10 protein-coding genes are annotated in these 12580 nt (G+C 73.7%); 5 read left to right on the top strand and 5 right to left on the bottom strand.

The window, feature by feature from the left end:
• The first annotated feature begins 196 nt into the window (after window positions 1-196).
• Window positions 197-3736: a DNA polymerase III subunit alpha gene (dnaE, locus tag ABD363_RS08055; protein WP_344601098.1), complete on the top strand. Its 3540-nt coding sequence runs from the start codon at window positions 197-199 to the stop codon at window positions 3734-3736.
• Window positions 3737-3849: 113 nt separating this feature from the next.
• Here the strand turns inward: dnaE and ABD363_RS08050 are convergent, their stop codons facing one another.
• Window positions 3850-4011 (bottom strand): hypothetical protein, encoded by a 162-nt coding sequence (locus ABD363_RS08050; protein WP_344601096.1) that lies wholly within the window; start codon window positions 4009-4011, stop codon window positions 3850-3852.
• Window positions 4012-4235: 224 nt separating this feature from the next.
• On the opposite strand from ABD363_RS08050, the gene ABD363_RS08045 reads away from it, so the two are divergent.
• From ABD363_RS08045 to ABD363_RS08030, 4 genes are all read left to right on the top strand, one after another.
• Window positions 4236-5444, top strand: coding sequence for an NYN domain-containing protein (locus ABD363_RS08045; protein WP_344601094.1), 1209 nt, complete (start codon window positions 4236-4238; stop codon window positions 5442-5444).
• A 123-nt stretch (window positions 5445-5567) separates the two neighbouring features.
• Window positions 5568-6542: an ABC transporter ATP-binding protein gene (locus ABD363_RS08040; RefSeq protein ID WP_344601160.1), complete on the top strand. Its 975-nt coding sequence runs from the start codon at window positions 5568-5570 to the stop codon at window positions 6540-6542.
• Between the two features lie 73 nt (window positions 6543-6615).
• Window positions 6616-7437, top strand: coding sequence for an ABC transporter permease (locus tag ABD363_RS08035; protein WP_344601092.1), 822 nt, complete (start codon window positions 6616-6618; stop codon window positions 7435-7437).
• 56 nt (window positions 7438-7493) lie between these two features.
• The gene (locus ABD363_RS08030) at window positions 7494-8183 is read left to right on the top strand and encodes an AAA family ATPase (protein WP_344601090.1); all 690 of its coding nucleotides are present in this window, start codon (window positions 7494-7496) and stop codon (window positions 8181-8183) included.
• Window positions 8184-8309: 126 nt separating this feature from the next.
• On the opposite strand, the gene ybaK is transcribed toward ABD363_RS08030, so the two are convergent.
• The 4 genes from ybaK to ABD363_RS08010 all read right to left on the bottom strand — a co-directional run bounded on the left by ybaK (window position 8310) and on the right by ABD363_RS08010 (window position 12405).
• Window positions 8310-8810, bottom strand: coding sequence for a Cys-tRNA(Pro) deacylase (gene ybaK / locus ABD363_RS08025; RefSeq protein ID WP_344601088.1), 501 nt, complete (start codon window positions 8808-8810; stop codon window positions 8310-8312).
• A 30-nt stretch (window positions 8811-8840) separates the two neighbouring features.
• Window positions 8841-9581 carry an LON peptidase substrate-binding domain-containing protein gene (locus tag ABD363_RS08020; protein ID WP_344601086.1) on the bottom strand — a complete coding sequence of 247 codons (741 nt, stop codon included), beginning with the start codon at window positions 9579-9581 and terminating at the stop codon, window positions 8841-8843.
• Window positions 9582-9591: 10 nt separating this feature from the next.
• Window positions 9592-10623, bottom strand: coding sequence for a hypothetical protein (locus tag ABD363_RS08015; protein ID WP_344601085.1), 1032 nt, complete (start codon window positions 10621-10623; stop codon window positions 9592-9594).
• Window positions 10624-10827: 204 nt separating this feature from the next.
• A complete protein-coding gene (locus ABD363_RS08010; protein ID WP_344601083.1) occupies window positions 10828-12405 on the bottom strand; it encodes an oxidoreductase in 1578 nt (525 codons plus the stop codon).
• Between the last annotated feature and the right edge of the window lie 175 nt (window positions 12406-12580).

The following is a 12580-nucleotide window of genomic DNA, read 5'->3' as shown; positions in this document are numbered from 1 at the left end:
CCTCCTGGTGCGTGACGTTCGGGGACGGCTGGTCCGTCCCCTGCCTAACGTGCGGCGGTCCGCGGGAGTGCCCGCGGCCCCCGCCCGAAGGTACGCGGGTCGGGCCCGCGCGCGTCGGCGCCGAGGCATAGACTTCGACGCTGTCCCCCCAGACCGTCCGCACCCCGTCGCCCGGTGTTTCCCTTGGAGGCCGCACGTGTCGAAGCCGCCGTTCACGCACCTGCACGTCCACACCCAGTACTCGCTGCTGGACGGTGCCGCGCGGCTGAAGGACATGTTCGACGCCTGCAACGAGATGGGCATGACGCACATCGCCATGTCCGACCACGGCAACCTGCACGGGGCGTACGACTTCTTCCACTCCGCGCAGAAGGCCGGGATCACCCCGATCATCGGGATCGAGGCGTACGTCGCCCCCGAGTCGCGGCGCAACAAGCGCAAGATCCTGTGGGGCCAGCCGCACCAGAAGAAGGACGACGTCTCCGGTTCGGGCGGCTACACCCACAAGACGATCTGGGCGATCGACAACACGGGCCTGCACAACCTCTTCCGGCTGTCCTCCGACGCCTACGCCGAGGGCTGGCTGCAGAAGTGGCCCCGGATGGACAAGGAGACCATCGCCCAGTGGTCCGAGGGGCTCGTCGCCTCCACCGGCTGCCCCTCCGGCGAGGTGCAGACCCGGCTGCGCCTCGGCCACTTCGACGAGGCCCTCAAGGCCGCCGCCGACTACCAGGACATCTTCGGCAAGGACCGCTACTTCCTGGAGCTGATGGACCACGGCATCGAGATCGAGCGCCGGGTCCGCGACGGCCTGCTGGAGATCGGGAAGAAGCTCGGCATCCCCCCGCTGGTCACCAACGACTCGCACTACACCTACGCGCACGAGGCCCAGGCGCACGACGCGCTGCTGTGCATCCAGACCGGCAAGAACCTCTCCGACCCGGACCGCTTCAAGTTCGACGGCACCGGCTACTACCTGAAGTCCACGGAGGAGATGTACGCCATCGACTCCTCCGACGCCTGGCAGGAGGGCTGCGCCAACACCCGGCTGATCGCCGAGATGGTCGACACCACCGGCATGTTCCAGAAGCGGGACCTGATGCCGAAGTTCGACATCCCGGAGGGCTACACCGAGGTCACCTGGTTCCAGGAGGAGGTCCGCCGCGGCATGGAGCGCCGCTACCCGGGCGGCATCCCCGAGGACCGCATGAAGCAGGCCGAGTACGAGATGGACGTCATCATCCAGATGGGGTTCCCGGGCTACTTCCTCGTGGTCGCCGACTTCATCATGTGGGCCAAGCGCCAGGGCATCGCCGTCGGCCCCGGCCGCGGCTCCGCGGCCGGCTCGATCGTCGCCTACGCCCTCGGCATCACCGACCTCGACCCGATCCCGCACGGCCTGATCTTCGAGCGGTTCCTCAACCCCGAGCGCATCTCGATGCCCGACGTCGACATCGACTTCGACGAGCGCCGGCGCGCCGAGGTGATCCGGTACGTGACGGAGAAGTACGGCGCCGACAAGGTCGCCCAGATCGGCACCTACGGCACCATCAAGGCCAAGAACGCGATCAAGGACGCCGCGCGCGTGCTCGGCTACCCGTACGCGATGGGCGACCGCATCACCAAGGCCATGCCCGCCGACGTCCTCGGCAAGGGCATCCCGCTGTCCGGCATCACCGACCCCAGCCACCCCCGCTACTCGGAGGCGGGCGAGGTGAGGGCGATGTACGAGAACGAGCCGGACGTGAAGAAGGTCATCGACACCGCGCGCGGCGTGGAGGGCCTGGTGCGGCAGATGGGCGTGCACGCCGCCGGCGTGATCATGTCCAGCGAGACCATCACCGAGCACGTCCCGGTCTGGGTCAGGCACACCGACGGCGTGACCATCACGCAGTGGGACTACCCGAGCTGCGAGTCGCTCGGCCTGCTGAAGATGGACTTCCTGGGCCTGCGCAACCTCACGATCATGGACGACGCCGTCAAGATGGTGAAGGCCAACAAGGGGATCGACATCGATCTCCTGAGCCTCCCGCTCGACGACCCCACGACCTTCGAGCTGCTCCAGCGCGGCGACACCCTGGGCGTCTTCCAGTTCGACGGCGGCCCCATGCGCTCCCTGCTGCGCATGATGAAGCCCGACAACTTCGAGGACATCTCCGCCGTCTCGGCCCTGTACCGGCCGGGCCCGATGGGCATGAACTCGCACATCAACTACGCCCTGCGCAAGAACGGCCAGCAGGAGATCACCCCGATCCACCCGGAGCTGGAGGAGCCGCTCAAGGAGGTCCTGGACGTCACCTACGGCCTGATCGTCTACCAGGAGCAGGTGCAGAAGGCCGCCCAGATCATCGCCGGGTACTCGCTCGGCGAGGCCGACATCCTCCGCCGCGTCATGGGCAAGAAGAAGCCGGAGGAGCTGGAGAAGAACTTCGTCATCTTCCAGGCCGGCGCCCGCAAGAACGGCTACAGCGACGAGGCGATCCAGGCGCTGTGGGACGTGCTGGTCCCCTTCGCCGGCTACGCGTTCAACAAGGCGCACTCCGCCGCGTACGGCCTGGTCTCCTACTGGACCGCGTACCTGAAGGCCAACCACCCCGCCGAGTACATGGCCGCCCTGCTGACCTCGGTCAAGGACGACAAGGACAAGTCGGCCGTCTACCTCAACGAGTGCCGCCGCATGGGCATCCGGGTGCTGCCGCCGAACGTCAACGAGTCCGAGTCGAACTTCGCCGCGCAGGGCGACGACGTGATCCTCTTCGGCCTGTCCGCCGTCCGCAACGTCGGCACCAACGTGGTCGAGTCGATCATCAAGACCCGCAAGTCCAAGGGGAAGTACACCTCCTTCCCCGACTACCTGGACAAGGTCGAGGCGGTGGTCTGCAACAAGCGCACCACCGAATCGCTGATCAAGGCGGGCGCCTTCGACTCCCTCGGCCACACCCGCAAGGGCCTGATGGCGCAGTACGAACCGATGATCGACAACGTGGTCGCGGTCAAGCGCAAGGAGGCCGAGGGCCAGTTCGACCTGTTCGGCGGCATGGGCGAGGAGACCGGCGACGAGCCCGGCTTCGGCCTGGACGTGGAGTTCTCCGCCGAGGAGTGGGACAAGACCTACCTGCTCGCCCAGGAGCGGGAGATGCTCGGTCTGTACGTCTCCGACCACCCGCTGTTCGGCCTGGAGAACATCCTGGCCGACAAGGCCGACGCGGGCATCTCCCAGCTCACCGGCGGCGACTTCGCCGACGGCGCGGTCGTCACCATCGGCGGCATCATCTCCGGCCTGCAGCGCAAGATGACCAAGCAGGGCAACGCCTGGGCCATCGCCACCGTCGAGGACCTGGCCGGCTCCATCGAGTGCATGTTCTTCCCGGCCACCTACCAGCTGGTGTCGACCCAACTCGTCGAGGACGCCGTGGTCTTCGTCAAGGGCCGCCTCGACAAGCGCGAGGACGTGCCCCGGCTCGTCGCCATGGAGCTGATGGTCCCCGACCTGTCGGCCGCGGGCAGCAACGCGCCCGTCGTCCTCACCATCCCCGCGGTCAAGGTCACCCCGCCCATGGTCAGCCGCCTCGGCGAGATCCTCAGCCACCACAAGGGCGACAGCGAGGTGCGGATCAAGCTCCAGGGCCCGGGCAAGACGACGGTGCTGCGCCTGGACCGGCACCGGGTGAAGCCGGACCCGGCGCTCTACGGCGACCTGAAGGTGCTGCTGGGCCCGTCCTGCCTCGCGGGCTGAGACCCGCAGACGCCCGACGCGCACGAGGGGCGCACCCCGCGGCGGGGTGCGCCCCTCGGCATGGTGCGGGCCGCGGCCGGCGCGCAGCGGCCGTCGCGGCCGGAGCGCCGCCGTCAGTTGTGACCGAAGCGCTTCTGCCGCTTGCGGACGGTGTCGCCGGGCGCCACCTGCGGGGCGCGCTGCTCGTCCTGCGGTTCCATCCCGGACGGCCGGGTCGCCTGCGCGGCACGCTCGACCTGCGGCTGCTTGCGGTTACGGCTCTTGTTCTTGGCCATGGTGATCTGCCTCCTGCGGGGGATCTAGGGGCCAGGGCCGGGACCAGATTCACACAAGCGGATAAAGAACGCATGTCGGGCAATTACCTTCTGTGACAGGGTTCGTCGGGCCGCCGTGCGCCGAAACGCCACGCCGAAGATCGAGTTCGGGCCGTTAACCCCCGCGTGGTCGGGCAGACTCGAAGCAAGCCCGAAGCAAACCTCCCGGAAAGAGGGTGGATCGCGTGGACCGCTGCATCGTCCTGGTGGATGCCGGGTATCTGCTGGGGGCCGCCGCCAGTCTCCTCGCCGGGGAGCCCTCGCGGTCCCGCATCACCGTGGACCACGCCGCTCTCGTCCAAGGGCTGCGGGAACGCGCCGAGTCGGACACGCGCCGGCCCCTGCTGCGCATCTACTGGTTCGACGGCGCCCCCGACCGCGTCCCCCAGCCCGAGCACCGCCGCCTGCGCGTGATGCCCCGGGTCACCGTCCGGCTCGGCGCGCTCACCCGCAGCGACGGCCGCTGGGCGCAGAAGGGCGTGGACGCCGCGATGCACGCCGAACTGACCGAACTGGCCCGCAACCGCGCCTGCTCCGACATCGTGCTCGTCACCGGCGACGGCGATCTGCTGCCCGGCATGATGGCCGCCAAGGAGCACGGCGTCGCCGTCCACCTGTGGGCCGTCCAGGCCGCCGACGGCGACTACAACCAGTCCGAGGACCTGGTCGCCGAGGCCGACGAGCGGCGCGTCCTGGACCGTACGTGGATCACCCGGGCCGTCCGCCCGAAGGAGCTCACCGGCGTGTGCGCGCCGCCGCCCGCGCCCCGCCCCGAGATCGCCGCGATCCTCTCCGCGCCCCTGCCCGAGTCCGCGCTCGCGGCGGCGGCCGGACGGACGGCCGAGGAAGCCGCGCGCCCGGCGGCGGACGGCGCCGTGCGCGACGGCGCCGGGGAGCGCGTGCCCGCCAGGACCGTCCCCACGCCGAAGGACCTGGCCGCCCTGCGCGCCCCCGGCCCCCAGCCGGCCGTGCCCGCCACCGCCACCCTGCGCTGGTCCTCCGACAGGGGCTGGGTCGACCGGCCCTCCGCCGAGCCCCCCGAGGCCGCCTCGATGCCGACGCTCGCCCAGCTCACCACGGCCGAGCAGCGGTGGGCCGACCGCGAGGAGGACATCACCACCGTCGGCGGCGACCCGTACGAGGTGGGCCAGGTGTTCGCCCGCCGCTGGGTGGAGCGGCTCGGCGACCAGAGCGTGCTGCAGAAGCTGTCCGGGATGTATCCGCGCATCCCGCACCGCATCGACGGGGAACTGCTGCGCTACGCGGCCCGCTTCGGGCTGCTCGCCCACAAGGACGACCAGATCGACGAACACGACCGGTACGCCATCCGGGCCGGGTTCTGGCGGGAGGTCGACCAGCGCACGGGGACCGAGCGCGCATCCGCCGGTGAGTGAGATCCGCGCCGGCGGGCGTGCCGCGGTGGGCCGACCCGGGCACGGACGGGCGGCGCCGACCCCGTAGGCTCGTCCCTTGTGAGTACGCGCGCGACACAGGCACCCCGGCACCGGGACGACGTCGTGTGCGTGGTGCGCGGACTGACCAAGACCTATCCCGCGGTCCGCGGCCGGCGCGGCACCCCCGCGACGCCCGAGGTGCGCGCCACCGACGACGTACGGCTGGACATCCGGCGCGGCGAGATCTTCGGGCTGCTCGGACCGAACGGCGCCGGCAAGTCCACCCTGGTGCGGCAGCTGACCGGGCTGATGCGGCCCGACGCCGGCAGCGTGGAGATCCTCGGGCACGACATCGTGCGCCACCCCGAGCGGGCCTCGCGGATCCTCGCCTACCTCGGGCAGGAGTCCACCGCCCTCGACGAGCTGACCGTGTCCCTCGCCGCCGAGACCACCGGGCGGCTGCGCGGCCTGGACGCGCGGCGGGCGCGGGCCGAGCGGGACGCCGTCCTGGACGAGCTGGGCCTGGCGCCGATCGCCGGGCGCCCGCTGAAGAAGCTGTCCGGCGGGCAGCGGCGCCTGGCCTGCTTCGCCGCCGCGCTGGTGGGGGAGCGGCCGCTGCTCGTCCTCGACGAGCCGACCACCGGCATGGACCCCGTGGCGCGCCGCGCGGTGTGGTCGGCCGTCGACCGGCGGCGGGCCGAGCGCGGCACGACCGTGCTGCTCGTCACCCACAACGTCATCGAGGCCGAGACCGTCCTGGACCGGGTCGCCGTCCTCGACCGGGGCCGGGTGATCGCCTGCGACACGCCCGCCGGGCTCAAGGAGCAGGTCGCCGGCGAGGTGCGGGTCGAGCTGGTGTGGCGCGAGACGGCGCCGCTGCACGTCCCCGAGGTCGCGGCGCTGCGCGACCGGGCCGCCGAGTCGGGCCGCCGCTGGACCCTGCGGCTCGCGCCGGAGGAGGCCCGGACGGTCGTCGCCACCGTCACCGGCGGCGCCGCCTTCGCCGCCCTGGACGACTTCACGCTGGCCACGCCGAGCCTGGAGGACGTGTACCTGGCGCTGGGCGGCGCCGCGCAGCAGGGGCTGGTGAAGGTGTGAACCGAGGGGCCTTGAGTGGGCCGGCCGCCGTGTCCGTACGGAACGGGGCCGGAGCGAAGAGGAGTAGCGCGACGTGAGTGCCGTACCCGCAGATGTCCTGCCGGGCCGCGCCCTGGCCGTGGAGGAGGCCGCCGCCGGGCCGGCCGAGCTCGGGCCGCGGGCGCGGCTGTGGCCGTCGCTGGCGGCGGTGTACCGGGCGCAGCTGTCCCGGGCCCGGGTCGCGCGGATCCCGCTGCTGTTCGTGGCGACCTTCCAGTCGGTCGGGATCATGATCCTGATGCGCGGGGTGGTGGACGGCGGCGACGAGGCGCAGGCCGTCGTGGCCGGGTCCGCGGTGCTCGTCGTGGCCTTCGTCGCGCTGAACCTGCTCGCCCAGTACTTCGGGCAGCTGCGGGCCAGCGGCGGGCTCGACCACTATGCGACGCTGCCGGTGCCGCCGGCGGCGGTGGTGCTGGGCGCGGCGGGCGCGTACGCCTCGTTCACCGTGCCGGGCACCGTGGTGACCGCCGTCTTCGGCTGCGTGCTGTTCGGGCTGCCGCTGGCGCACCTGTGGGTGCTCGCGGCCGTGATCCCGCTCGCGGGCGCCGCGCTGGCGGGGCTGGGCGCGGCGCTCGGGTTGCTCGCGCCGCGGCCGGAGCTGGCCACCCTGCTCGGGCAGCTGGGCATGTCGGCGGCGCTGCTGCTGGGGGTGCTGCCGGCCGACCGGATGCCGGAGGCGGTGCGCCTCGCCCGGGACCTGCTGCCCTCGACGTACGGCGTGGAGGCGTTCGCGCGGACCTTCGGGGACCGGCCCGACTGGGCGTTCGTGATCGGCGACCTCGCCGTGTGCGCGGCCGTCGGCGTGGTGTCGCTGGCGGTGGCCACCTGGGCGTACCGCCGGGCGGCCGTGCGGTGACGGACGGGCCCGCCTCCGGTGCCGCGCCGCACGGGCGGGCCTGGCACGATGGCAGGGTGACCGCACCTCTGACTCCGCCTCCGCCCCCGCACGACCACTCCGCCTCCCAGGCGCCCCGGGCACGGCAGGTGCCGCCGCCCGCCGGCGGCGGCACGCCGTCGGACGCGTACGGACAGGACGGCCCCGGGACGAGGACCGAAGTGCGCGAGGCCGCCGTGGCCGCGGCGGCGGTGGCGCTCACCGGGGCGCTGCTCGGGGTGCTGTGGTGGCGGCTGGCGCCGAGCGTGCCGCTGGTCGGTGACGTGACCGGCCGGAGCTGGGTGGTCTACCTCAAGGACACCGAGGGCGAGCAGGCGGTCGGCGTGGACGGCACGTTCACGCTGCTGGCGCTGGCCTTCGGGCTGGTGAGCGCCGTCGCCGTCTTCCTGCTGCGGCGGCGCGGGGGCGTGCCGCTGGTGGTGGCGCTGGGCGTCGGAGGGCTGCTCGGGTCGCTGCTGGCGTGGCGCGTGGGGGTGTGGCTCGGGCCCGCCCAGGACGTGATCGCCCACGCGAAGGCCGTGGGCAAGGGCGTGACGTTCCCGGCGCCGCTGAGGCTCGGGGCGAAGGGCGCGCTGCTGGCGTGGCCGCTGGCGGCGCTGGTCGTCCACCTCGGGCTGACGGCGCTGTTCGGGCCGCGGGACCCGGATCCGTACCCGCAGCCGCACGAGGCGCGGCAGCAGCCGTACGGGAAACCCCCGGCGGCGTAGGCGCCCCGAGCGGGTCCGCGCACCGCGGCCGCGCGCCGGCCGGCGGCCGCGGACCCGCCGCGTGCGCCGGCCGGCCGCGCATGCGCCCCGGCCGGGTGGCCGGGCAGGGGCGTGCCCGGCAGTGGGTCACGCGCGTCCGATGGGGGCGAGGACCGCGTCCGTCAGCCGCGCCAGGTCGCCGGGCGACAGCTCGACCTCCAGGCCGCGGCGCCCGGCCGAGACGCAGATCGTGTCGTGGCGGGCGGCGGAGGCGTCCAGGATCGTCGGGAGCCTCTTGCGCTGGCCCAGCGGGGAGATGCCGCCGCGGACGTAGCCGGTGGTGCGTTCCGCGAGCGCCGGGTCGGCCATCGTGGCGCGCTTGCCGCCGGCCGCCGACGCCAGCGCCTTCAGGTCCAGCTGGCCCGCCACCGGGACCACCGCGACCGTCAGGGCGCCGTCCACGTCCGCGACCAGCGTCTTGAAGACCCGGTCCGGCGAGACGCCCATCGCCTCGGCCGCCTCCTCGCCGTAGGACGGGTGGGACGGGTCGTGGTCGTAGGAGTGGATCGTGTACGTGATGCCCGCGGCCGCCAGGGCCACGGTCGCCGGGGTCCCACCCGACTGCTGCTTCTTGGCCTTCTTCGCCATCTCCGGCCGGCACCTCGCCAGTTTCGTGCGTCAGTTCAGACTTGTCGGGCCGCGCGTCAGGTCCGACGCCGGCAACGACGGCAGCGTACGGAGGATGGCCGTCTCCGAGCGAAGGAGTTTCAGCTCGTCGCGCAGCCGGGACGCGGTGTCCGGGGCCTGGAGCAGCCGCTGCTTGGTCGGGGTGTCGAGCATCATCGCGGCGGCCACCAGGTAGGAGACCACGCCCGGCTCGTCCGGCAGGTCGGCGCCGGCCGCCAGCGACCGCTCCCGCGCGCCCGCCAGCCGCTTCTGGTACTGCCGGAAGGCCCGCAGCGTCCCCTCGGCCAGCGCCGCGGCCTCGTCGCCGGGCGTCTCGGCGAGCGGTTCCAGTTCGGCGGTCAGGAACGGGCCCGAGGCGTCCACCGACAGCAGCCGCACCCGGGTCGTCCCGGTCGCCAGCACCTCGAAGGTGCCGTCGGCCCGCTCCCGGATCGTCGCCGCGTCCGCCACACAGCCCACCTTGTGGAACGCCCCGGCCGGGTCGGGGCCGAACCCGGCGGCGGGGCCCCGTTCGGGCAGGGCCGTCGGATCGGGCATGCCGGGGGCGCTCGGCGCCACCTCGTGGCCGTCGCGGATCGCGACGACGGCGAACCGGCGCGGCTCGTCCTCGGGGGATTTCAGCAGCTCGCGCATCATGGCGCGGTAGCGCTCCTCGAAGACGTTGAGCGGAAGCACCAGCCCCGGGAACAGCACCGAGTTCAGGGGGAAGAGGGGGAGCCGGACGGTGGTCACGACGCGAAGCCTAATGGTCGCCGGGGCGGGCGTGTCCGCCGAGCCCGGGCAGCGGCTGCCGTGACCGCTGCCCGGGCGCCGCCGCCCGGACCTCGGCGCGCACCTGGAGGAAGTGCCCGAGCGGGTCCTCCGCGGCCCGGTCCCAGGGGAAGGAGGTGGCGTACGGGCCGGTCAGCCGCAGCTGCTCGGAGGCGTCCGACCAGCGCTCCAGGCGCACCAGGACGAAGATCAGCAGGTTCCGCATCCGGGCCGGCCAGGGGTCGGCCGGCACCAGCCGGGCGGACAGCGCGATCGCCCGGTCGGCCGCCGCGTCCAGCCGCGCGCGCGGCACCCCGGGACCGCACCCGTCGGTGAGGTAGCCGAACGCCGCCCGCAGCGGCAGCGCCTGGACGAGCGCGTCGGCCGGCGCGTCCTGCGCGGCGCGGTCGGCGAAGTCGAAGCACTCGCGGTGCGAACCGTGCCAGGACTCGGCCAGGTACCGCAGCGCCGCCACGTGGCAGCCGTAGTGGTGCGGGGCCCGGCGCACCGCCGCCGCCCACAGCTCCCCGAAGTACGTGTGCCCGGCACGCGCCCCGCGCGCGTGGTCCAGCGCGAGCCGCCACGGCACCGGATCGCGGTCGTCGGCCTTCGCGGCGGCCGTGATCAGCGGGCTCACCTCGCGCAGCAGTTCGGCCCGGGCGGGCGACCGCCAGGCGCGGTCCACGGCCAGCTGGGCCCCGACCAGCAGGGCGTCGGGATCGCGCGGGGCGGCGGCGAGCCAGTCCTCGCACCACTGGGGGCGCGCGTGCGCGAAGGCGGCCAGCCGGGTCACGTACCGGTCGCGGCGCTCCCACTCGGCCGCCGCGCGGGTGCCGGACAGCAGCCCGGCGGCCGGGCCGTGGTCGTCCTGCGCGGCGGCCACCAGCGCCGGGCCCAGCCGGGCGTCGGGCGCGTCGAGGAGCACCTCGTCGTCGGCGCACGGCCCGGGGGCGGGACGGGAGGGGGTTCTGGGCATCCGGGGCGTCCGGATGAACGGGCGGAGCAGAGCCATGGTGCCGACCATTGAAGGACCGCGGCCGGTGGCGGCGCCAGAGCGTGCGGGCAAATTGCGGAAAGTTGTACGCCGAGTGGTCAAGGAACGGCAAAAACGTGAGTGTTCAACAACATTTGCGACGGCGGCGTCCCGGGCCGCGCGCGGCGCCGCCGCCCCGCTCCCGCACCGCCCGCCCCCGCGGCCCGCCCGCGTCCGGCCGCTCGCGCCAGGGCCCTACCCCCGCCGCAGCAGCCGCGTCGCCCCCGCCGCCACCGCCGTGGCCAGGACCCAGCCCAGCAGGATCATCGCCGTCGCCAGCCACTGCCAGCCGCCGCTCAGCCGCCAGAAGCCCACCTGGCCGAGGTCGATGAGCGGAAGCAGCAGGTCCAGGGCGAACAGGGCGGGGTCCCACGCCGGGTGCTCGCCCCGCTTCAGCGGCGGGGGAGCGGCGTACGCGAAGGCCACCGACCCCGCCGCCCACAGCACCGCCATCCACACGGCGGCCCGGCCCGGCCGGTACCCGTAGGCGACCGTCCAGTCCTGCGCGTACCCCCACAGCTTGGCGGCGAGCGGCAGGCTCTCGCGGCGGCGGCGCTGCTTGGCGAGCAGCACCTCGCGGGCGTCCTCGTCCTCGCCGCCCGCCCGCAGCACGGTGGCGAGGCGCTCGTAGGGCTCCGGGTTGTACTCGGCGGTCGCCGCGGCCACCCACTCCAGCCGCTCGGCCAGCGGGAACGGGCCGCGCGGCACCAGGTTCTCGTAGGAGAAGCCGCCCATGTGCAGCCGGCCCGGGCCCGGCCAGCTGTCCGCCCGGTCCATCAGGTTGACGATCCGCGCCCCCGACAGCACCACCCGGCCGCGCGCCGGATGCTCCCCGAGGAACCGTAACTCCGGCGTCTGCACCCGGCGCAGCGACAGCTCCTGGTCGTCCGTGAGGGTGAACCGGGCGTCCTCGAGGTCGACGGCGTCCCCGAACCGCCCGTCGTCCAGCCGGATCCCGCCCCGGCAGTCGAACCGCTGGACGCGTGTCCCGCGCGCCGGGGTCATCCCGCTCATCGCGTGGGCGCCGACGCCCGCCGGGGTCAGGTACAGCGTGCGCTCGACGGTCAGCTGGGGGGCGTTCAGCGCGAGCCGCGCGGACGGGTTGGCCAGCCGGGCGCCGCGCAGGCTCAGCGAGACGCCGATCTGGGCGCCGCGCAGGCTCAGCTCGCCGTGCGACTCCAGCATCTCGGCCTGCAGGTCCTGCCCGACCGTCATGCCGTCCCCGGCGATCGACCGGCCGCTGTGGTCCGGGTGCACGACCGCCTGGTTGAGCAGCAGGTCGGTGCCGATCTGCGCGTCGGTGAGCCGGATGCCCCGGTGGAAGCGGGAGCGCGGCAGGTGCAGATCGCCCTCGGTGTGCAGCCGGGCCGCCTCCAGCCGCGGTATCGAGCAGTCCACCAGCCGTACGGTGGTGAACCGGGTCTCCGGCAGCAGGACCTCCCGCTCGAACCGGCAGCCCCGCAGCTCGACGTACGGCTCCACCGTGCCGCCCGCGAGATCGACCGTGCCGCTGACCTGCACGCCGACGAGCTTCAGCGAGGGCACCCGGCCGGCCAGCGCGGGCGGGCCGTCCAGCAGCAGCCAGCAGACGACCCGGGCCCGCACGGTGCGCTCGGGGCCCCAGGGGTGCAGGCCGTGCGGGTCGTCCACCACCGTGTCCCCGCTGCTCAGGTCGTACACGCTGCCGTTGCGGAAGGCCTGCCACATGCCGGCCTCCGCGGCGGTCAGGCTCTCCGGCGGATCCCCGGCGCGCAGGCCGGCCCCCTCGCTCACGTCTCTCTCCGCCTCCCCGGTCCTCGGGCTTCTCACGGATCTCGCCTCCCACCGCTTTCGTACAGCCGTTCATGCCCGGTGGGTGACGCCTCGAACACAAGACGTGAAGAAGATCTTCCGGGTTCCGTGCGGGGCCGTTCCGGCCGTCGGTCCGCGAGGGACGCGTATCAGTCAC

The sequence above is a fragment of the Streptomyces glaucus genome (genome assembly GCF_039533365.1).
GTDB classification, from domain to species: domain Bacteria; phylum Actinomycetota; class Actinomycetes; order Streptomycetales; family Streptomycetaceae; genus Streptomyces; species Streptomyces glaucus.
This window is presented reverse-complemented; position numbering and strand designations above follow the sequence as displayed.